Annotated in this window: 22 protein-coding genes and 1 other annotated feature; of the genes, 16 read left to right on the top strand and 6 right to left on the bottom strand. The window is 36.9% G+C overall.

The window, feature by feature from the left end; all coding sequences use genetic code 11:
* Positions 1-16 precede the first annotated feature (16 nt).
* The 3 genes from KW2_RS00345 to KW2_RS00335 all read right to left on the bottom strand — a co-directional run bounded on the left by KW2_RS00345 (position 17) and on the right by KW2_RS00335 (position 1,465).
* Positions 17-637, bottom strand: a complete 621-nt coding sequence (locus KW2_RS00345) for an alpha/beta hydrolase (protein ID WP_021036529.1) — start codon at positions 635-637, stop codon at positions 17-19.
* Positions 638-672: 35 nt separating this feature from the next.
* Positions 673-870 carry a hypothetical protein gene (locus KW2_RS00340; RefSeq protein ID WP_021036528.1) on the bottom strand — a complete coding sequence of 66 codons (198 nt, stop codon included), beginning with the start codon at positions 868-870 and terminating at the stop codon, positions 673-675.
* A 127-nt stretch (positions 871-997) separates the two neighbouring features.
* The gene (locus KW2_RS00335) at positions 998-1,465 is read right to left on the bottom strand and encodes a universal stress protein (protein WP_011675137.1); all 468 of its coding nucleotides are present in this window, start codon (positions 1,463-1,465) and stop codon (positions 998-1,000) included.
* A 403-nt stretch (positions 1,466-1,868) separates the two neighbouring features.
* On the opposite strand from KW2_RS00335, the gene KW2_RS00330 reads away from it, so the two are divergent.
* From KW2_RS00330 to KW2_RS00310, 5 genes are all read left to right on the top strand, one after another.
* On the top strand, positions 1,869-2,702 hold the full coding sequence (locus KW2_RS00330; RefSeq protein ID WP_011675135.1) for an SDR family NAD(P)-dependent oxidoreductase: 834 nt from the start codon (positions 1,869-1,871) through the stop codon (positions 2,700-2,702).
* Between the two features lie 251 nt (positions 2,703-2,953).
* Complete coding sequence (locus tag KW2_RS00325; RefSeq protein ID WP_021036527.1) at positions 2,954-4,234, top strand: O-acetylhomoserine aminocarboxypropyltransferase/cysteine synthase family protein; 1,281 nt, start codon at positions 2,954-2,956, stop codon at positions 4,232-4,234.
* A gap of 256 nt (positions 4,235-4,490) precedes the next feature.
* Complete coding sequence (locus KW2_RS00320) at positions 4,491-4,973, top strand: hypothetical protein (RefSeq protein WP_011834193.1); 483 nt, start codon at positions 4,491-4,493, stop codon at positions 4,971-4,973.
* A 187-nt stretch (positions 4,974-5,160) separates the two neighbouring features.
* Positions 5,161-5,742 carry a TetR/AcrR family transcriptional regulator gene (locus tag KW2_RS00315; protein WP_011675132.1) on the top strand — a complete coding sequence of 194 codons (582 nt, stop codon included), beginning with the start codon at positions 5,161-5,163 and terminating at the stop codon, positions 5,740-5,742.
* Positions 5,743-5,901: 159 nt separating this feature from the next.
* Positions 5,902-6,726 carry an SDR family NAD(P)-dependent oxidoreductase gene (locus KW2_RS00310; protein ID WP_021036526.1) on the top strand — a complete coding sequence of 275 codons (825 nt, stop codon included), beginning with the start codon at positions 5,902-5,904 and terminating at the stop codon, positions 6,724-6,726.
* Positions 6,727-6,844: 118 nt separating this feature from the next.
* Here KW2_RS00310 and KW2_RS00305 read toward each other — a convergent pair whose 3' ends face one another.
* Positions 6,845-7,099 carry a YiaA/YiaB family inner membrane protein gene (locus KW2_RS00305; protein ID WP_011834189.1) on the bottom strand — a complete coding sequence of 85 codons (255 nt, stop codon included), beginning with the start codon at positions 7,097-7,099 and terminating at the stop codon, positions 6,845-6,847.
* A gap of 500 nt (positions 7,100-7,599) precedes the next feature.
* Here KW2_RS00305 and KW2_RS00300 point away from each other — a divergent pair, with 500 nt between their 5' ends.
* The 3 genes from KW2_RS00300 (at position 7,600) to plsX (ending at position 11,521) form a co-directional block, all read left to right on the top strand.
* Positions 7,600-9,237, top strand: a complete 1,638-nt coding sequence (locus KW2_RS00300) for an ABC-F family ATP-binding cassette domain-containing protein (RefSeq protein WP_021036525.1) — start codon at positions 7,600-7,602, stop codon at positions 9,235-9,237.
* Positions 9,238-9,610: 373 nt separating this feature from the next.
* Complete coding sequence (locus tag KW2_RS00295) at positions 9,611-10,423, top strand: Cof-type HAD-IIB family hydrolase (RefSeq protein ID WP_011834187.1); 813 nt, start codon at positions 9,611-9,613, stop codon at positions 10,421-10,423.
* A gap of 102 nt (positions 10,424-10,525) precedes the next feature.
* Positions 10,526-11,521: a phosphate acyltransferase PlsX gene (gene plsX, locus KW2_RS00290; RefSeq protein WP_011834186.1), complete on the top strand. Its 996-nt coding sequence runs from the start codon at positions 10,526-10,528 to the stop codon at positions 11,519-11,521.
* Between the two features lie 79 nt (positions 11,522-11,600).
* On the opposite strand, the gene KW2_RS00285 is transcribed toward plsX, so the two are convergent.
* Complete coding sequence (locus tag KW2_RS00285) at positions 11,601-12,914, bottom strand: APC family permease (protein WP_011834184.1); 1,314 nt, start codon at positions 12,912-12,914, stop codon at positions 11,601-11,603.
* Positions 12,915-13,075: 161 nt separating this feature from the next.
* Positions 13,076-13,513 (bottom strand): OsmC family protein, encoded by a 438-nt coding sequence (locus tag KW2_RS00280; RefSeq protein ID WP_021036524.1) that lies wholly within the window; start codon positions 13,511-13,513, stop codon positions 13,076-13,078.
* A gap of 158 nt (positions 13,514-13,671) precedes the next feature.
* Positions 13,672-13,907 (top strand) — a binding site (T-box leader).
* A 105-nt stretch (positions 13,908-14,012) separates the two neighbouring features.
* On the opposite strand from KW2_RS00280, the gene trpS reads away from it, so the two are divergent.
* From trpS to KW2_RS00240, 8 genes are all read left to right on the top strand, one after another.
* On the top strand, positions 14,013-15,038 hold the full coding sequence (trpS, locus tag KW2_RS00275; RefSeq protein ID WP_011834182.1) for a tryptophan--tRNA ligase: 1,026 nt from the start codon (positions 14,013-14,015) through the stop codon (positions 15,036-15,038).
* A 92-nt stretch (positions 15,039-15,130) separates the two neighbouring features.
* On the top strand, positions 15,131-15,457 hold the full coding sequence (locus tag KW2_RS00270) for a hypothetical protein (protein WP_011834181.1): 327 nt from the start codon (positions 15,131-15,133) through the stop codon (positions 15,455-15,457).
* A gap of 49 nt (positions 15,458-15,506) precedes the next feature.
* Complete coding sequence (locus KW2_RS00265) at positions 15,507-16,157, top strand: HD domain-containing protein (protein WP_041168668.1); 651 nt, start codon at positions 15,507-15,509, stop codon at positions 16,155-16,157.
* Between the two features lie 78 nt (positions 16,158-16,235).
* Positions 16,236-17,090 (top strand): glycerophosphodiester phosphodiesterase, encoded by an 855-nt coding sequence (locus KW2_RS00260; protein WP_021036522.1) that lies wholly within the window; start codon positions 16,236-16,238, stop codon positions 17,088-17,090.
* Between the two features lie 192 nt (positions 17,091-17,282).
* Positions 17,283-18,284: a lipoate--protein ligase gene (locus tag KW2_RS00255; protein ID WP_021036521.1), complete on the top strand. Its 1,002-nt coding sequence runs from the start codon at positions 17,283-17,285 to the stop codon at positions 18,282-18,284.
* Positions 18,285-18,372: 88 nt separating this feature from the next.
* Positions 18,373-19,497, top strand: a complete 1,125-nt coding sequence (locus tag KW2_RS00250; protein ID WP_021036520.1) for a thiamine pyrophosphate-dependent dehydrogenase E1 component subunit alpha — start codon at positions 18,373-18,375, stop codon at positions 19,495-19,497.
* Between the two features lie 2 nt (positions 19,498-19,499).
* On the top strand, positions 19,500-20,480 hold the full coding sequence (locus KW2_RS00245; protein WP_011834176.1) for an alpha-ketoacid dehydrogenase subunit beta: 981 nt from the start codon (positions 19,500-19,502) through the stop codon (positions 20,478-20,480).
* Positions 20,473-22,071: a 2-oxo acid dehydrogenase subunit E2 gene (locus KW2_RS00240; RefSeq protein ID WP_021036519.1), complete on the top strand. Its 1,599-nt coding sequence runs from the start codon at positions 20,473-20,475 to the stop codon at positions 22,069-22,071. Before KW2_RS00245 ends, KW2_RS00240 begins: the two co-directional genes overlap by 8 nt.
* The last annotated feature ends 167 nt before the right edge of the window (positions 22,072-22,238 follow it).

Below are 22,238 nucleotides of genomic sequence, written 5' to 3'. Positions count from 1 at the left end.
AAATTATTTTGATGAGTCAGTCAGCTTCCGCCAGCCATTTTTTTGCGGCCATAACTTCTTCTTGCGTCAACTGATGACCGAGTGAGCTTTCAAAGATTTCAATTTGACAGCCTGAATCTTCCAAATCTCCCTTTAAATCACCAAAATTTTCTCGAGGAACAATCCTGTCATTTGCGGCATAAGTCAGAAAAACCTGTTTCTTATCTAGCTGAATAGCTTCTTCAAATTCTTCAAGTTGCATGCCGTGAAAAGCAATAATTTTATCAAAATTAAATTTTCCTTTGAGAAACATATTTAAGGCAACATTTGCTCCATTAGAATAACCTAAAGCAATCATTTTCTGTACATCAAGATCATGCTTTTGAGCTAAAGACTGTACTTCACTCGTTAACCAATTCGTTTCCTCATCAAGAGAATCAAGGTCAAAGTTTTCTTTAGTAAAACCACCTAAACCGCGAAGTTTAAAATATCGATTACTTCCTTGCTCATTTACTCGCCCTCGAATTGATAAAATTGGATGATGTGGAGCAATCATTTCAGCAATTTCTAACAATTGATGTTCGTCCCCACCCGTACTGTGTAGCAACAAAAGAGGAGCCAAGTTCTTGCGACCAGCTTTAAAAACATAATTTGTCATTTTTCCTCCTCCACTTCTCTCTATTGGATTAGATTTTATTTACTCAACTTGAAATATAAATCCGCAACATTTCCGCTAAATTCTTCAGCTTGTCCAGAGATTACAACTTCAAGGACTTTTGCCGAATCATCTATGGCTGGAATTTCACGATTTTGTAGCATCACGAACTCATCGACTGTAAGAAATTCTTTGGTCATTGTACGTCCATCAAGGGTTTTAAAAGTAACTTTCATTGTTCAATCCAACTTTCTCTTCTTTATGTTTACAATTGTAAACGAAAAAAATTCCAATGTCAAGAGTTTTATTTTTAAACTACAAAAAAAATCGACAGCTTCTGTCGATTCTCCAAAATTATCTATATTATTTGATGATTGTAACACTACAAGGTGCATGTTTAACTACATAAACTGCAGTAGAGCCAAGTAACATTCGATCAAGGGCACCTTTACCAGATGAGCCCATTACAATCATATCAATTTCATGTTCTTTGGCAAAGTCCACAATTTCATTTTTAGCAGAACCATCGACACGAATTTCTTCAAATTTCACTTCATTGTTGATAATTGCTGAAGCTTTCTCTAAAACTTCCTTAGCTTCATTGTCTGCACTTTCTTCAAGAACAGGAACTGCAGGAACTACTGGAATAGCTGGGGCTGGAACCACAGGGACTGGGTTACCAGCTGCATAGATACTATTTTTATCCGTTGCATGTAAAACAAATAATTGAGCATTATCTCTTTTACAAAGAGTGATTGCTTCTTTTAATGCTGCTTCTGCCTGTTCAGAACCATCAATAGCGATTAGAATTTTTTTATAATTTTTACTCATTGTAAGCGTCCTCCTCAACACAATTCTACGTTATTTTAGGGCTTAAGTCCAATTAAACGACGTATAATTTAGTTTATAAATTACATATTGAAAGACAGAAATAAAAGAACCAACTTAATCAAACGTAATGACTGCTTACTATTCTTCTATGAATAATCTAAGAAAACAAACGAAGAAAAGGGTTTCTAAAAATACACAAACATTTTCTTTTTCATTTAAGTTTCATTTCAGCATTATAACGTATAATAGTTTCCATACTCCTAAATAAACTTTTTTCATAAATACTCCTAAAACTTCCGTTTACTCCGCGGAAGTTTTTTTAGCCTTTGATTTACTAAAGTGGTATAATTATTTTTAAAATTAGAGAAACAAACAAAGGAAGAATTGAAAGGATAGTAAAGAGATGACACAAAAAACTGTTGCAATTACTGGTGCTTCAAACGGAATGGGCTTTGAAGCTACTAAACTTTTTGCCAAACGTGGTTGGAAAGTTTATGCAGGGGCGCGTAGAGTTGACAAAATTCCCCAAGATGGTGAAAAAATTAGAGCGATTAAACTTGACGTTACAGACTCTGACTCCAATAAAGCCTTTGTTAAACAAATTTTAGATGAAGCAGGCCATATTGATGTGCTCATCAATAATGCTGGTTATGGAGAATATGGGCCAGCCGAAGAAATCCCAATGGATAAGATTCGTAAGCAGTTTGAAACTAACTTTTTTGGAGCTGTTGAATTAACTCAACTCATCTTACCAACGATGAGAGCCCAAAATTATGGACGCATTGTTAATATCTCATCTATTGGTGGCGATGTCTATATGCCACTTGGTGCCTACTATCATGCTACAAAAGCAGCCCTTCAACAATGGTCAGATGTTTTGGACCTCGAAGTTGCTCAATTTGGTATTCGTTCCGTTTGTGTACAACCGGGAGGAACTCAATCAAGCTGGGGAAATATCGCACTAGAAAATTCCAAAAAGAACATGAGTGAAAATTCGGCTTATCAACCTCTTGTGAATTCTGTTGCTTCTGGACTTGACCGTTTTATGAAAAATAGTGCCAAGGCTTCTGACTTAGCCGAAGTTTTTTATAAAGCAGCAACGGAGCTCAAGCCGAGTCTTCGATATCTTCACGCCTTTGGTGATAAATTCATGGTGAATGTGGCTCGTAGACATCCCAAAATTTTCCGAAAAGCCCTACTTATAACTATGCGCTATTTTGAAAAACATAATCATTAATAAAAAAACAGCTCCAAGAGCTGTTTTTTTATTATCTCTTTAATTTTCAAGCTTTTTTCTACTTTTAAAAGTTCTATCAGTACTATTTAAAAATTCTATAACCAGAATTTTCTGAATCTCTTATAATGATAATAAGTTTTATAGCACAAAGGAGAAAGCTATGGTACAAGAATTGCTGACGAATAATCAACGAATGTGATCAATAAGTATTTTAAATTCTAATCTTAAACTTTTCAAATAGGAGAAAAAATATGACTGATCATAATTATAAATTTGATACATTGCAAGTTCATGCGGGACAAGAGCCTGATCCAGTGACAGGAGCACGCGCTGTTCCACTTTACCAAACCACTTCTTTTGTCTTTAACAATTCAGATCATGCTGAGGCACGATTTGCTCTACAAGACCCAGGGGCCATATACTCACGTTTGGGTAATCCAACTAATGATGTTTTTGAAGCACGCATCGCAGCTCTTGAAGGTGGGAGTGCAGCCCTTGGTGTTGGTTCTGGCTCAGCAGCTATTACCTATGCCATCTTGAATATCGCTACAGTCGGTGACAATATCGTTTCTGCAAGTACACTCTATGGTGGAACCTATCATCTTTTTTCTGGGACTTTACCAAAATACGGAATTACAACTAAATTTGTCAATCCAGATGACCCGAAGAATTTTGAAGAGGCGATTGATGAAAAGACCAAAGCTATTTATTATGAAACGCTAGGTAACCCTGGAAATAACGTCATTGATTATGATGCTGTTGGTGCAATCGCTAAAAAACATGGCATTCCTGTCATTGTTGATGCCACATTTACTACTCCTGTAACCTTTAAACCTTTTGAACACGGCGCTAATGTAATTGTTCACTCTGCAACAAAATTTATTGGTGGTCACGGAACTTCTATTGGCGGGGTAATTGTTGATGGTGGAAACTTTGATTGGGCCAATGGGAAATTTCCTGATTTTACACAAGCCGATGAAAGCTACAATGGCATTAAATTCGCCGAATTGGGTGAAATTGCTTTTGTAACAAGAATCCGAGCTATTTTACTAAGAGATACGGGGGCAGCCCTTTCACCTTTTCATTCTTGGCTTTTCTTGCAAGGACTCGAAACACTTTCACTTCGTGTTGAACGTCATATTGCCAATACTAAAAAGATTGTAGATTTCTTAGACAAACACCCGAAAGTTGAACTTGTCAATCACCCCCTGCTTGAATCTAATGCTTACCATGCGCTTTATCAAAAATATTATCCGAAAGATGCTGGCTCTATCTTTACCTTTGAACTCAAGGATAAAGACGAGAAAAAAGCGAGAGACCTGATTGACCATCTCGAAATTTTCTCCCTTTTGGCCAATGTTGGAGATACAAAATCACTTGCTATTCATCCTGCTTCAACCACTCACCAACAACTCAATGATGAAGAACTTGCTAGTGCAGGAATTTCTAAAGGAACAATTCGTTTGTCAGTCGGCATTGAAGATGTGACTGATTTGATAGCTGATTTAGAACAAGCATTGGAAAAAATATAAAAAAATGAGCGGTAACCAGCCGCTCATCTTTTATTTAGGAGTAAACTTTTATGAAAAATTTTATTGGAATAAGTATATTATAGTGAAACTCACTTAAGTTTTACTAAAATTGGGCTAAACTGAAACTTGATTTTGTATATTCGATATTTTACAGACTAATATTAGAATTCGGTGCTTCTTGATGTTTATATCATTTGTTCTAGTCATCATATAATCAAAACAAATGTTTACTGATAATAAGAATTAGAGGTTGATGATGACTGATAATAAACAAAAAAACATAATTAAACTTTGGCAGATTTGTCTGGTCTTCCTTTTTTGGATTGGAGCAATGTTTTTACCTGCTACAATCAATCAAATAAAATTCGGTACTAATTTTGATTTAGCAAAAAGTCGCGAAAATTATTTTTTCTATCTTTGGGTGCAAAAACCAGTGACGAGTACCCTCCTAATTTTATTACTTCTTTGGATAATCTTGTCTTGTTTACGAAAATGGAAAATTACTCCCTTTCTCTCTTTTAGCTTTATGCTTCTTTATATTTATGACTTGTTTTTAGAAGTCGTTCTAGGAAGAATATTTGTTGGTGTTTCCTTAAAATTGGCCCTATCGCCAGAAACTTTTATAGGACTTTGGCGTACACTAGGTTTAGGATTCTTTTTGACAAGTCTTTTAGGAAGTTGCTTTTCAATCCTACTCTTTGTTTATCTTATGAATCTTTCAAGTCTACAAAAAAGTTGAAATAGAATAAAAAAATGAGCGGTAACCAGCCGCTCATTTTTTGTTTAGGAGTAAACTTTTATGAAAAATTTTATTGGAATAAATATAGTATAGTAAGTTTCTCTTAAATATTGCTAAATTTTGACTTTACTGAAACTAAAATCTAAGCGACTTGACAAATGAATGTTCATTTACTTAAAATATAAGTATGAGAAAAATTGATGAAAATAAAAAAGAGGCAATCACACAAGCTGTTTTTCAACTGACCAAGGAAGTAGGATTGGTCGGACTTTCAATTGCTAAGGTTGCTAAAATAGCCGGTGTTAGTCCGGCAACTATCTACGTCTATTATAAAGATAAAGCTGATATGTTAAGTCAAATTTTGATTGGAGTTAAAGATATTCTGGATGAGGGGCAAGAGGAAATTATCCTCTCTGTTTCTGACCCACTTGAACAGTTCAAAAAATTACTTAGACATCTTATTGACAAGTGGACAACTTATCCCAAACATGCTATCTTTATGCGGGCAGCCCTTGAAAATCCAAGTGAAATAGCTCCTCATGGTATTGCTTATTCAAATAAACGGGCCGAGGTCATCGTCGCACTTTATGATCGTCTTCTTGACTCTGGTAAAATTAAACCTCTCTCCCAACATCTTCTAATCAGTTGGACTGCAGGCGGAATTATGAATAACTTACTTTACCATGCACAGATGGGTACCCAACCTGACGATGCTGAAATCCAACAAATGATTGAACTTTCTGTTGATGCCATTAAGAAAAACCTCTAAAAATTTTAGAGGTTTTTTTATAATTTAAAGTCTATTTTTATCGTAAAAAAATATATTATTTTTAAAAAAACTTTATACTTGACAAGTGAATGCTTATTCAGTTATAATCATTAAATAAAAATAAATGAACGTTCATTTAACTAAAAAAGGAAAAATATTATGAAAACAGTTATCATCACAGGAGCCTCTAATGGAATGGGCTATGAAGCAGCCAAAGTCTTTGCAAGTAAAGGTTGGAAAGTATTCGCTGGTGCTCGACGTGTCGAAAAGATTCCGACCGATCAAAATATTGTCGGGCTAAAACTTGACGTCACAGATTCTGCTTCTAATCATGCTTTTATCGCTGAAATCCTGAAACAAACACAGCAAATCAACGTACTTATCAATAATGCTGGCTATGGTGAGTTTGGTCCAGCCGAAGAAATTCCAATGGAAAATGTCCGTAAGCAATTTGAAACGAATTTCTTTGGCGCTGTGGAGCTAACTCAGCTTGTTCTGCCTACGATGCGTGCTCAAAAATCTGGGCGAATTATTAATATTTCATCTATTGGTGGCGATTTGTATATGCCTTTGGGAAGTTATTATCATGCAACAAAAGCTGCTCTTCAACAATGGAGCGATGCACTGGATGTTGAAATCAAGGACTTTGGTGCACAATCAATCATTATACAACCTGGCGGAACTGCGTCCAGCTGGGGCGAAATTGCTATAGGAAATGCGCTGAAAAACTTGAAAAAAGATAGTTTTTATCAACCATTAGTTGAAAAGATACAAGACGCACTTTCTGGTAATGCTTCCGTGGGGGCGACTTCACTTGACCTTGCTGAACTTTTCTATAAAGCGGCAACTGACCAAAATCCAAAACGTCGTTATTTCAACTCATTTGGTGATCGAGCAGTCGTTCATATTGCGCGAGCTCATCCAAGATTATTCAGTCGACTGGCTACTTTTATGCTTAATCGTGTCGCTAAAAAGAAAGCCTAAGCCTATCAACTGTATGACTTTGTAGTCATTCAATAAAAAGTTAATATATTAATTTCCCGAGATATAAGATTTAAAAAAATAAGCAGAAATTTAAAAAGCCCTTTAAAGGGCTTTTATTCTATTCTTGTTCTTGTTTAACTGCTCGAAACATTTCATTATAACGTTCATCATCTTCTTGGTCATCTCTAGTTACTTTTGCAATTGTGAATGCTGATGAGATAACTCCAACAGTTCCCATTAAATAATAGCCTTTAACCATGAGTGGCTCTTTTAGGGTGTACAAACCAATAAGAATCAAAATAACAAAAAGGGCAAATGATCCCCAAGCCAATAATTTAAAAGCAGCAGTATTACGATAAACTTTCTTTTTCATAAAATTTCTTCCTTAGGTCTTAAGTCTTTTTTATTTAAACACACTAATTTTACTAATTTTTTACGAAAATGTCAATTTGTTTTATATCTTAAAACAACTGACATTATCATTTTCTTTAAATGCTAACCTAAAAATAAAAAAATGAGCGGTAACCAGCCGCTCATTCTTTTGTTTAGGAGTAAACTTTATGAAAAATTTTATTGGAATAAGTACATTATAATGTGGCTTGCTTAAGTATTGCTAAAATTACACTGAATCGAAACTAAAATTGCCTCATTTTTTTAGAAATATCCTTTCACTCTGATAGGATATTGCTAGAACTCAAAAAATAGTTAATTTTACTGACAGTTTCGTCGATAGCTCTTAGAAAAATGGGCTTTATAAAGTCCAACTTTTATGATAAAATAAGGGCAGAATGCTTATTTTTAAGCACAAAAGTAGTCAAACTACTTTATCGAAAAATAATTGAGATTTTTCTCATCAGTAAAAAGGAAAAAATAATGCTTACAGTATCTGATATTTCATTACAATTCTCTGACCGCAAGCTTTTTGACGAAGTAAACATCAAGTTTACACCGGGAAACTGTTATGGTTTAATTGGTGCCAATGGTGCCGGTAAATCAACTTTCTTGAAAATCTTGGACGGCGAAATTCAACCCACAACAGGTCATATTTCAATGGGGCCAAATGAGCGGATGTCCGTTCTTCGTCAAAATCACTACGACTATGAAGATCAAACACCACTTGATGTTGTGATGATGGGGAATGAAAAACTTTTCGCCATTAATCAAGAAAAAAATGCCATCTACATGAATCCTGACGCAACAGATGATGACTTCATGAAAGCTGCTGAACTTGAAGCCGAATTTGGCGAAATGGGCGGTTATGAAGCCGAAGCTGACGCTGCTCGTCTTTTGCAAAACCTCGGTATTAAAGCTGAACAACATACGGATTTGATGGCTAATTTGACTTCTGGCGAACACGTGAAAGTTCTTCTTGCTAAAGCCCTTTTTGGTAAACCTGACGTCCTTCTTCTTGACGAACCAACCAATGGACTAGATATTCAAGCGATTGCTTGGCTTGAAGACTTTTTGATTAATTTTGAAAATACCGTTATCGTCGTTTCCCATGACCGTCACTTCTTGAACAATGTTTGTACTTACATGGCTGACCTTGACTACGGTAAAATCAAACTTTACCCAGGGAACTATGATTTCTGGAAAGAATCTTCTGAGCTCGCTCTTCGTTTGCAAGGCGACCAAAATCGTAAAGCTGAAGAAAAAATTGCTGAGTTGAAAGAGTTTATCGCTCGTTTCTCTGCCAATGCCTCTAAATCAAAACAAGCGACATCACGTAAAAAAATGCTTGATAAAATTGAAGTTGAAGAATTCGTTCCTTCATCACGCAAGTACCCATTTGTTGGTTTTGAACAAGAACGCGAAATCGGAAATGACTTGCTCCGTGTTGAAAATCTTTCAGTTGCGATTGATGGAGAAATGATTATTGAAAACATTTCATTCATCTTAAATCCTGGCGATAAAACAGTTTTCATTGGTCAAAATGATATCCAACAAACAACATTACTTCGTGCATTGATGGATGATGTGGAAGATAACTGGACAGTCACTGGCGATATTAAATGGGGAGTAACTTCTTCTCGTTCATATCTTCCTAAAGATAACAGCAAAGATTTTGATTCAAATGAACCAATCCTTGACTGGTTGCGTCAATTTGTATTGACAAAAGAAGAAGACGATAATACGTATCTTCGTGGCTTCCTTGGACGTATGCTTTTCAAAGGTGAAGAATCTTTGAAAGCTGTCAACGTCCTTTCAGGGGGAGAAAAAGTTCGTGTGATGCTCTCTAAAATGATGCTTCAACGTGCTAATGTGCTTGTTCTTGATGACCCAACCAATCACTTGGACTTGGAATCAATTTCTGCGCTTAATGACGGTTTGAAATCATTTAAAGGTTCAATCCTCTTTGCTTCACATGACCATGAATTTATTAATACCATTGCCAACCACATCGTTGTTCTTGGTAAATCTGGTGTTATTGATCGTATCGGTGAAACTTATGACGACTTCTTAGATAATTCGGAAGTTCAAGAAAAAGTTAAAGAACTCTGGGCCGATTAATTATTGGTGCTGACCATTCTGTCAGCAATTATTACTACTTTTCAAATCGTTTACACTCTTGTGTAAACCAAGTTTACAGCTCTGTCAGTAAAACGCGACCTATGGGAGCGTTTTAGTTGTAGATAAAAGAACTGACAGCTTTGCTGGGAGTTCTGTCACTAATTAGGCGCGACCCTCAGAGAACGCTTTAGCTGCACATAAAACAACTGACAGCTTTGCTGGGAGTTCTGTCACTAATTAGGCGCGACCCTCGGGAAACGCTTGAGTTACACATAAATGAACTACAGCTTTGCTGACATTTCTTGTTAGTAAAATTTACTGACAGAACTAATTTTCATTCATTGGTACATCATCAATGAATTAGGGAGAAGTCATGACTAAAAACTTAAAACTTTTTGCTACAGATATGGACGGAACTTTTCTGCGCAATGACCATTCTTATAATCACAAAAAACTTGCGGAACTAATTAAAGAAATTCAAGATAGAAATCTTCTTTTCGCCGCTTCTTCTGGCCGTTCTTTACTTGGTTTAACAGAGGTTTTTGCTGAATATAAAGACCAGATGGCTTTTGTCGCCGAAAACGGTGGCGTCGTTGCTTATAAAGGAGAAATCCTCTTTGCCAAAGATTTGACTGTTGCCCAAACGCAAGAATTGATTGATGACTTGCAAGAAATGCCATTCAGTCCTAAAAGTGATTATCTGATTTCTGGTCTCAAAGGAGCTTATTACCCTGAAGGAATTTCTAAAGAATACCTGACGCATGCCAAACTTTACTATCCTAACTGTCAGCTTTATCACCAATTAGATGAAATTGATGACAAGCTTCTCAAGGTTACCACAAACTTTCCTGAGGACCATGTTCGGGACTGTGAGCAATGGATTACTGACCGTCTTTCTTTTGTCAGGGCGACAACGACTGGTTTTACTAGTATTGATATCGTACCAAATGGAATTTCAAAAGCCTCAGGTCTGGCACATTTACTAGCACATTTTAATTGGCTCCCTGAAAATTTAGCTGTTTTTGGTGACCAAATGAATGATTTGGAAATGTTTGAATACGCTGGTTCTTCTTTTGCTGTCAGCAACGCAGCACCTGAAATTCTTGCTCTGGCTGACAAAGTCATTCTTTCTAATGACGAAGATGCTGTCCTTGTTGAAATTGAAAATATTTTAAATGAGCAGTAAATTTCTTCAATAGATTATCTATTGTGAAAAAAAGTGACTATCTGGTCACTTTTTTTGTTATAATTTTAATGAGATATTATTTGATTTGGAGAAAATAAAAATATGAAAATTGCAATTGATGCAATGGGAGGAGATTTTGCTCCCGAAAATATTGTCAAAGGTGTAAACTTGGCAAAGAAAGAACTTTCTGATGTTACCTTCCAACTCTACGGAGATGGGGCAAAAATTCGTCAATTTTTAGATGATGAAACAGCTATTGAAATTATTGAAACCACTGAAGTCATCGATTTTCATGATGATCCGGTTGCTGCCATCAAATCAAAAAAAGACAGTTCACTCGTTCGGGCAGTGACTGCTGTGAAAAAAGGGGAAGCCGATGCTGTCCTTTCTGCGGGCTCAACGGGCGCTCTTTTAACAGCTGGATTAATGTTAGTCAAGAGAATTAAACAAGTTTCACGACCAGCTTTGATGTCAACTTTACCAACGGCTGATGGACGTGGGTTTGATATGCTTGATTTAGGGGCAAATACTGAAAATACTGCACATCATCTCGTTGATTTTGCCATTTTGGGTTCTTATTACGCTGAAAATGTTCGCGGAATCGAAAAACCACGAGTAGCTTTGATTTCAAATGGTTCAGAAGAATCTAAAGGTTCGCCAACTGTCAAAGAAGCACATGAAATTTTGTCAGCAATGACTGAAATTAATTTTATTGGAAATATTGAATCACGTGATTTACTCTCTGGTGGAGCTGACGTTGTAGTAACTGATGGTTTCACGGGAAACGCCATTTTGAAAGCAATCGAAGGTACAGCGACTGTTCTCATGAAAGAAATAAAATCAGCAATCATGGCCGGAAGTGTCACCACTAAAATCGGTGGAGCTCTAATCAAAAAACCTTTGTCTGGACTTAAAGATTTGATGAGTACAGATGGGGCTGGTGGAGCTGCTTTTGTTGGACTTAAAGCACCGGTAGTCAAGGCTCACGGAAATTCAAGTGAATTGGCGATTGCCTCTGCTTTGAAACAAATTCACAAAATGTTAGAGTCAGATGTTTCTGGTAAGTTAGTCAAACATTTTGAAAATATGGACAAATAAAAAAACTCGGGAAACCGAGTTTTTTTACTGACAAATTCTTAAAAATGTTCGTCAGTAATTTCAGAATTACTGACAGCACTTATAAACGCTTAACAGTATTAACATCCGCAGCTTTTGATTTTTCTTGATGTTCTTTAAGCCATTTTTCACGTTCATCATCATCTAATTTGACTACAAAATAAATAATCACTAATAAAATTATTATTCCTAGACCTAAAAGTAGAACAGACAAAGTAAAACTTGTCAGTAAAACAAGAGAAAAAAGTACTGAACCAATTCCAATCCACAGGAATTTTTTCTTAATATTGGCAAGACCGGTTGATAAATATTGAACAAAACTCATAAATACGGTTAAACCACTCAGAAAAACATAGTTACCACTTAGAAAAAGTCCCATGGCACACAGTGTCGTCAAAATAATCGCCCAACTTGGTGTTCCAAAGCGATTATTTTTCGCAACAAACATTGGAACATCTTCATGTGCTTGAGCTAAACTTGCTAGGATAGTTGGTGTATTAAACGTAGTTGCTACAATCACACCAAAAATTGAAAAACAAATCCCAATGACAAAGAGTGGAATCCCGATTGCCCCTACAACTCTACTAAAAGCCGTTGCCGCTGGAACCAATGTTTTAGTCAATTCAGGACCAAGTGCTCCAATTGTAATTGCTTGAATAATCAAATAGACAGTTAAGCAAGTGAGCATCACAAGTGCCATCATTTTAGGTAAATTTTTCGCTGGATTTTTCATCTTTTCAGCATTGACCGGTAAAAAAGAAAATCCTGTAAAAAAGAAGAAAACTGTTCCATAAGCTGATAAAAATCCTTTGAAACCACCTAAATTTGCTGATGAGACAGTCAATAAATGTGGACTTGTAAAATTAACAGCACGCACTAACCAAAGACAAGTACAAACAAAAACAAGAACCAATAATATTTTCACAAATGAGGTCAGATTATCTAAACCAGCAATAATTGAACTTCCAAAATAGGAAATCAAGCCCAGAGCTAAAATAATAATCAAGCCAATTAATCGACTATTAAGATTCGGTAAAATCATTTTCAAGGCTGTGAGCAAGGCCGAAACTTCCGTTGCCAATGTCACTGTCCCCAATAACCAAGTCACCATTCCAACAATAAAACCCGGAAAGCGCCCAAATGTTTCTTTGGCATAGACAAAAGCTCCTCCATTTTTTGAGTAAATCTTACTCATATTTGCATAAGCAAAAGCAATTACAAAAATGGATAGACCAGCAAATAAAATGGCTAGCAAGCTCCAAATCCCAGCGTCTTCATATATTTTTCCAGAAAGTAAGAAAATACCTGAGCCAATTATGGAATTCACTCCCAACAAAAAAATGGCAGCCGGTGATAATAATTTATTTTCTTTCATCGAAACCTCTCTTACTTTAATAAGACAAGACTTTATTAAAATTTTTATTAGTTAAATTATATCAGAAAGCTCACCTTTTTTCTCATTATTTCCCCAGTATAAGCAAAAAAACTAAGCCATTTAAGATAACTTAGTTTTTAGATTAATATTTCAAAGAGAACTTATCCCAAAGTAGCTTCGAGTTCGATATTTACAGCGGCTAATGCCTTAGAAACTGGACAACTTTCTTTCACAATCTTTGCAATTTCTTGAAAATCTGCTTCAGAAATTCCGGGAATTACCGAATGATTAGTTAATTTAATTTTTGTAATCGCTGGACCGTCTGCTGTCGTTTCAAAAGTGACACCCGCTGTTGTGTCAATACTTTTTGCTACCAAGCCTTTTTGCCCCAAAACCATTGAAAAGGCCATACTAAAACAGGCAGCATGAGCGGCACCTAAGAGTTCTTCTGGAGTTGTGATGTGCGCTTGACTTTCAGAACGAGCCTTAAAATTATAAGGAGTTTCTGTAAAAATTTGAGAACTTTCTGCCGAAATTGTTCCAAAACCGTTTTCTAGGGTATCTTCCCAATGTGCTGATGCTTTTGATATATTTGCCATATTTTCCTCCTAAAATAGCTATTGCTATCCTTCTATTTTGAGTTTCCTATGTTTTATTTTTAAATCTTTACTCTAATCTGAGTATAGCTTTTTGCCTTTGCTAATTCAAGAAATTGATTTTCTACTTTTTTAGTTTGACACTTTTAGTCAAAAAGTGTAAAATTTATTACAACAAGAAAGTAACTTTGATTTTGAAATCTCTAGGAAGTTGGTGGTTGTGTAAACCAACGTTTTCAGCAAGGTGAATGGGCTTGTTATTAACTAATGAATTTGATTTAAAAAAATAATGAATCACGGCCGCTTCCGTTACACAGCAACCTGTTTACTGACAGGTCTTAAGAAAATCATTTGATTTTAAAATTACGGTGGCACCGCGCTCAAAAGCGCCCGTAGGACTTTTTATAGTTCTACGGGTGCTTTTTTTTATTTTTTTATTAGGTGTAAACCAGTTTACACTGTTCAAATAAACAAACTAAACTCATCTACAAAGGAGAAAAAAATGACAAAACCAACTATTTTAACCGGCGATCGTCCAACGGGAAAACTTCATATTGGCCACTATGTTGGCTCCCTACAAAATCGTGTCAAGATGCAAAATGAAGATAAATACAATATGTTTGTTTTCTTAGCTGACCAACAAGCTTTGACTGACCATGCCAAAGACCCTGAACTTATTCGTCAATCAGTCGGCGATGTTGCTCTTGACTATTTAGCTGCAGGTCTTGACCCTGAAAAATCAACTATTTTTATTCAAAGTCAAATTCCCGAATTAGCTGAACTTTCAATGTATTATATGAACTTAGTTTCACTTGCTCGACTTGAACGCAACCCTACTGTAAAAACAGAAATTGCCCAAAAAGCTTTTGGGGAATCAATTCCTGCGGGATTCTTGGTTTACCCTGTTTCTCAAGCTGCTGATATTACTGCTTTCAAAGCCACTCATGTCCCAGTCGGAAATGACCAAAAACCAATGATTGAGCAAACACGCGAGATTGTTCGCTCATTCAACAATGCTTACCATACTGATATTTTGGTTGAACCAGAAGGAATTTACCCTGAGAATGAAGCAGCCGGTCGCTTGCCTGGACTTGATGGAAATGCCAAAATGTCTAAATCACTCGGTAACGGAATTTTCCTTGCTGATGACATGGATACACTCAAGAAAAAAGTCATGTCAATGTATACTGACCCTGACCACATCAAAGTGGAAGATCCTGGTAAAATCGAAGGGAACATGGTCTTCCATTATCTTGATGTTTTCGGTAAAGCTGAAGATGCTGAACAAATCGCCGAAATGAAAGCTCAATATCAAGCGGGAGGTCTTGGCGATGTGAAGACAAAACGTTTCCTTCTTGAAGTGCTTGAACGTGAACTTTCACCAATTCGCGAACGACGTATTGAATTTGCGCAAAATATGGATTATGTTTACGATATGCTCAAGGCTGGTTCTTTAAAAGCCGAAGCTGTAGCTAGCCAAACGCTTGATGAAGTCAAGAATGCAATGGGAATCAATTATTTTAGGTAATTCATTATTTTGACACCTTATTGAAATTTATGTTATTTTTTGCTATATTAATCTTGTTTAATAGACTATAAAATTTCAAAGAGGTTCTACTTATGGAAAGTGCAAAAAGGTATGCATTAGTGGGAAATATTTTACAAACGATTTATTTTATTTTCCTTTTTATTGCTGGAAGTCTGAACACATTTACTAAATTCTTTCATCTCGTGATTCTTGCAAACGTTGGAGCACGTGGTGTATTTTCAGTCATTCCTCTTCTTATTCTTGTGATTTTGAGTTGGTATGCTGCAAGTCGCTTAGAAGATGCAACTTGGCGAATGGTTTTACTCATTGTTGCGATTATTGCAATTTTCGGGTCAGGAAGCCTGATTCCAGGAATTCTGTTCATTGTTGCTTTCTTCAAATCCGGAAAGAAAGCTTAATAAAAACCAAAAAGACGGCTCTAGTCGTTTTTTTGTTATAATGAAATTCATGAATAAATTAGAAGAAATTGCCAATTTTGCGCGAAAAATTCATAGTGGTAGCAATGATGGACACGGTTTTGATCATATCGAGCGGGTTGTGAATCTTGCTCAAAAAATTCTACTGACAGAACCATCAGCAGATTCTGAGCTTGTCCTTGCCGCTTGCTATTTGCACGATACTTATGACGAAAAATTAACGACTGATGTTCCTAAACAAAAGACAAAAGTCCTCAATTTTTTAAATGACATTGGAATAAGTAAAAAAGTTAGTGATGAAATATTTTCGATTATTGACAACATGAGTTTTTCAAGTAATTTAAGTGAAAAAAAAGCACTGACTTTGAATGGACAGATTGTCCAAGATGCGGACCGCCTGGATGCGATGGGAGCCTGGGGGATTGTTCGTACACTTGAGTATGGTTGGGCAAAAAATAGAGTTATTTATGACCCAAATCATCAGCCTTTGACCTATAAGTCTAAAGAGGATTATCATGCTCAGCAAGATAACTCAACACTCAACCACTTCTATGAAAAATTATTTTTGTTGAAAGATTTATTGAATACCACAGAAGGAAAACGATTGGGCGAGAAACGCGATAAAATCATGCATCTTTTTGTCAGTGAAATCGAGCAAGAATATGAAGAATCTCATTTATAAATTTGCTGACAAGTTTGTCAGAGGATTTTTTGAATCTTCGTCAGCAAAATTAATTCAAAAATTGAAAGGCAATATCTGATGAATTTCTTATCCAGTGTATTCAATAAAACACTTACTCAACTTGATAAAAAAAGAGTAAATAAATTCAAAACTGAGCAACCTCTCAAGCCAAACTTGAATTCAAAAACCTTAGTTTTTGCGCATCGTGGTTCAAAATCTAATAATCCAGAAAATACACTTGCTGCCTTTCGTGAAGCCATCCGCGTTCAATCTGATGGAATCGAGTTAGACGTCCATTTATCGCTTGATAATGAATTAATCGTCATCCACGACGAAAAAATTGACCGGACAACAAACGGCAAAGGCTTAGTTAGAAAAATGACTTCTGCTGATATACAAAAATTTGATGCTGGCTCTTGGTATCATCCTAATTTTGCTGACGAAAAAATTCCTCGCCTCTCAGAAGTATTAAAATTACTGACAGATTTATCCTTTAGCGGTTATTTAAATATTGAAATTAAAACCGATAAATTTAACTATCCTGGAATTGAAAAAAAATTATCTGAATTAATGACAGAGAGTAAATGGCCTTTTATTTATATTTATAGCTCCTTTAATTTGCAGTCCTTAAAAAGAATTCACGAACTTGAGCCTAAGATTGAAATAAATTATTTAACAAAAAATATTTTACACTTAAAAAAACGCCAAGAGGGCATATTGACCGACTTTATCACCGGAATTCATCCCCGCAGAAATTACGCACTCAAGCACCCACTTCTTCTAAAAGCTTCTAATAGACCCTTTCGCCTCTGGACCGTTAATCAAGAGTCTGAAATGCGCAAAGCTTTTCAACAAAATGTAGCTGGAATCATTACCGATTATCCTGAACAAGCCTTAAAAATTCGTCAACAAATTCAAGAGCAGCCAAAATAGGCTGCTTTTTCGTCCATAAATGATATCTACTTCACAAAATTTTGAAGATAAAATCACATAGTGTAGCAATTGTAAGCGTGAAGCATTTTTCTTTACATTTTGTTTCACAAAGGGTATAATTAAATCGTGCGTGTTATTTTGTCAAACTTATTTGACAAAATAAGCACAAGGATTTGGAAGGGATGCATAAATATGCAATTTATTAACTATCTAGGTCAAGACGCTTACACCAATATCGCGATGGACAGCTGGCTTCTTTACAACTTAAAGCCAACTGAGCCTGTTTTTGCTCTCTGGCAAAACAAACGTGCGGTTATTGTTGGGCGCAACCAAAATACTTTTGCCGAAGTAAATCAGGACTACATTGACAGTCATGACGTCCAAGTTGTTCGTCGGGTATCTGGCGGTGGCGCTGTTTATCATGATGAGGGTAACATTTGTTTCACCTTTTTTGTTCCAGTTGAAAATTCTGGTTCTGTAAACTTTAAAAAGTTTGTTCAGCCTATGTATGAAGCACTTCATGCTGTAGGAATTAAAGCAGAAATCACCGGACGTAATGACCTTGAAGTTGAAGGCAAAAAGATTTCAGGGAATGCGCAACGCTATGCAGGAGGATATCTCATGCACCACGGAACGCTACTTTGGGATACCGATGTTGAAGCTATGATTCGCTCGCTTAATGTATCCGATGAAAAATTTGTCAGTAAAGCTGCCAAATCAGTCCGTGCTCGAGTAGGAAATATTAAAGATTTTGCGCCTGATGAATTAAGCTTAGATAGCTTTATTGAAGCCTTGAAATACTACCTCACTGACGAAGGAAAAGACGGCGAATTGGTCTTAACTGATGAGCAACTTGATTCCATCAAAAAAATACGTGATGAACAATTTGCTACATGGGACTGGAATTATGGTGAATCACCTAAGTTCTCCTTCCAAAACCACGCTAAATTTACCGGCGGAGCTATTGATATTCAAGTCAATGTTGAAAATGGTAAAATTACCGAAATTAATTTCCAAGGAGATTTCTTGGGGGTTCGCGACTGGCGGGATATTAAAGACCAATTTATTGGTGTCGAATTTGAACCCGCAGCTGTCCTACAAGTCCTTGAAGCAAATAAGGACGGGCAATATTTCGGAACAATTCAAAATACCGAACTTTCTGAAATATTCAAAGCCGACTATCGAGTCGACTAACTTATTTCACAAGCATAACCTTAGGAAATTTCTCCAAAAAATGATAAATTTCTAATTATAGACACATAAAATAGAAAGGGAATCTATTATGTCAAATTCAGAACAAATCTTAGATTTCAAAGCGCAGCTATCACTGCAAGACACCGCATTTCCAATGCTACAAATTCTTAATGAAGAAGGAAAAATTGTTGACGAAGAAGGTCTTAAACGTGCAGGACTTTCTGATGAAAAACTAGTTGAACTCTTTAAAAGCATGCTTTTTGCACGACAAGTTGACATTCGCTCAATGAAATTAGCTAAACAAGGACGTATGGGATTCTTTGGACCTCACGCTGGTCAAGAAGCTTCTCAAATGGCCTCAGCTTTTGCTTTCACTGATGAAGACTGGCTTTTCCCAGGTTATCGTGATTTGCCACAAATCTACGCTAAAGGTTGGCCAATTTGGAAAGGGCTTCTTTGGTCTCGTGGACATCAACTTGGTAATGAATATACCACTGATGATGGTAAACCTGTAAACTCATGGTTTCCACAAATTATTATCGGTGCTCAATACGTTGAGGCCGCTGGTGTAGCACTCGGACTTAAAAAACGTAAAAAAGATGCTGTAGCCTTCGTTTACACTGGAGATGGTGGTTCTTCACAAGGGGACACTTATGAAGGAATCAACTTTGCTGGTGCCTATAAAGCCCCACTTGTTGCCTTTATCCAAAACAATGGTTTTGCCATTTCGACTCCTCGTAGCCTACAAAGTGCTGCTCCTCATTTGGCCGCTAAAGGTTGGGCTGCCGGCGCTCCGTCTATCGTTGTTGATGGAATGGACGCAATTGCCATGTATCTTGCTTCTAAAGAAGCTCGTGCTTGGGCAGTAGCTGGAAATGGTCCGGTTGTTATTGAAGCTATTACAAACCGTCTTGAACCCCATTCAACGGCTGGTGATGACCCACTTCGCTATCGTACTAAAGAAGATATTGAAGCTTGGTGGAAAAAAGAACCACTCGTCCGTATGCGTAATTTCTTAACTGAAAAAGGACTTTGGGATACAGATAAAGAAGAAGCTTATGTTGCTGAGCTTGATGCACGTATTGATGCTGATATCAAGAAAGCAAATAATGTTGAAAAACAAAAAATTTCAAGCTTCATTAAAAATACACTTGAAGTGCCAAGCCAAGCAATGGCAGAACAAATTGCAAAATTTGAAAGCGAGGGCAAATAAGAATGGCAGTAAAAACTTATATTGCAGCAATTACAGAAGCGCTTGATTTGGCGCTTGAAAAAGACAAAGATGCACTCATTTTTGGTGAAGACGTCGGACAAAATGGTGGGGTTTTCCGTGCCACTGACGGACTTCAAGCAAAATATGGTGAAGACCGCGTTTTCAATACTCCACTCGCAGAATCAGGAATTGGTGGAATGGCAATTGGTCTTGCAACACAAGGTTTCCACCCAATTATGGAAATCCAATTCGGGACCTTTATCTTTGAAGTTTTCGACTCAATTGCTGGACAAATGAGCCGGACACGTTATCGTTTTAATAACACTCGTTCAAATAATATTGTCGTGCGTACGCCTTATGGTATCGGAACTAAAACACCTGAAATGCATGCTGATTCAATCGAAGGATTGTTTTCACAACTCCCTGGGGTACGTGTGGTCATGCCTTCAAATCCAGCGGATGCTAAAGGTTTGCTACTCGCATCAATTGAAAATAATGACCCTGTTATTTTCCTTGAAAACCTCCACCTTTACCGTTCATTAAAAGGTGAAGTTCCTGAGGGTTACTACACAACACCGCTTGACCAAGCAGCCGTCGCTAAAGAGGGTTCTGATGTTTCAATCATTGCTTATGGTGGAACTGTTCCTCTTGCTCTCAAAGCTGCTGAACAACTTGAAAAAGATGGAATCAAAGCTGAAGTTATTGACCTTAGAACTGTTGCTCCTCTTGACATCGCATCAATCGGTAAAACAGTTGAAAAAACTGGACGTGTTGTTGTTGTTCAAGAAGCTCAACGTACCGCTGGTATTGCGGCAAATGTAATGGCTGAAATTTCAGAACGTTTTGTCTTGAATCTTAAAGCACCTATTGGACGCGTAACTGGTCCAGACTCAATTTTCCCATTTGCACAAGCGGAAAATGATTGGGCAGTTAAAGCTGAAGATATCGTGAATAAAGTTAAAGAGGTGGTTGATTATGACTGAGATTTTTAAAATGCCTGATATTGGCGAAGGAATGCACGAAGGGGACATTGCCAACTGGTTGGTTAAAGTTGGAGATGTTGTTAAAGAAGATGATCCAATTGCTGAAGTACAAAATGATAAACTCATGCAAGAAATTCTCTCTCCCTACTCTGGGACTGTAACAAAACTCTTCGTTGAAGAAGGAACAACTGTAGAAGTTGATTCTCCTTTGGTTGAGTTTGATGGAGACGGTTCAGGAACTTCTGCAGCTGCAGCTGCTCCTGCTCCTTCCGCTCAAGAAACAGCAAGTTCTGATGCTCCTTCTGGCAATGCTCAAATCTTCACCATGCCTGATATTGGTGAAGGAATGCATGAAGGCGATATTGCCAACTGGCTCGTTAAAGTTGGCGATGAAATTAAAGAAGATGATCCTGTTGCAGAAGTTCAAAACGATAAACTCATGCAAGAGATTCTTTCTCCTTACTCTGGAAAAGTCACAAAACTTTTCGTCGAAGCAGGAACAACTGTAGAAGTTGGTGCTCCTTTGATTGAATACAATGGAAATGGTGAATCTTCAAGTAATCCTGCTCCTGCTGCTAGTCCTGCGCCAATTGCGGAAGCTCCTAAAGCAGCCGCTGCACCTACTGATGCGCCATTGACAAAAACAACTTCTACTGGACATATTCTTGCTATGCCATCTGTCCGTCATTATGCTCGTAAAGCGGGAATTGATTTAACTCAAGTACCTGCAACTGGTCGTCATGGGCATACAACTTTGGCTGACGTTAAAGCTTTTGAATCTGGTAGCGTTGCACCAATCGCTCCTGTGGCTCCAGAATCAGCTCCTGTGGCACCTGCGCCTAAAGCCGATAAAGCTACGGAAAAAGCCCCAACTGTTAAATCTGTGGCTGGAGATCGTCGTGAAGCAATGAATCCAACTCGTAAAGTTGTTTCTAAAGTTATGACTGCTCAACACACTCATATTCCACCAGTAACAAACTTTGATCAAGTGGAAGTTTCTAAACTTGTTAAACATCGCGCCGTCTTTAAAGAAGTAGCAGCAAAACAAGATATCAAATTGACTTACCTTGCTTATGTTGCTAAAGCCTTGGCAACTACTGCTCATAAGTTCCCAGAAATTAATGCTTCTGTTGACTATGATAAGCAAGAAATTGTTTATCATGAACATGTCAACCTTGGGATTGCTGTAAATGCCCCAACTGGTTTATATGTCCCAGTCATTCATGAAGCTGAAACTAAATCAATCCTTGAAATTGCAAAAGAAATTGCTGAATTAGCGACTGCTACACGTGAAGGAACACTTAAACCTCAACAAATGCAAGGTTCAACGATTACAATTTCAAATATTGGTTCTGCTCGTGGTTCTTGGTTTACACCAATCATCAACGGTTCTGATGTTGTGATTTTAGGTTTGGGTTCAATTGTTAAAGAACCAATTGTCAATGGTGAAGGTGAAATTGTCGTAGGACAAAACATGAAATTGTCTATGACTTATGACCACCGTTTGATTGATGGTATGTTGGGTCAAACATCACTTAACTACTTGAAATCACTTTTGGCTGACCCTGAGTTCATGCTTATGGAAATTTAATACGATGTAATGAATGGTGCTGAATCCCCTATTCATTACACGCGAATTCCTAACGGACATTCGCTAATCGTCTTATTAGAAAACTTATGAAAAAATATCGTTTTCATAAGTTTCCGTCATAGTTTTTAAATAAAATTCTTAGGACAAGTCTGTCAGTAAGTTTACAA

The organism is Lactococcus cremoris subsp. cremoris KW2 (genome assembly GCF_000468955.1).
Taxonomy (GTDB): Bacteria; Bacillota; Bacilli; order Lactobacillales; family Streptococcaceae; genus Lactococcus; species Lactococcus cremoris.
This window is presented reverse-complemented; position numbering and strand designations above follow the sequence as displayed.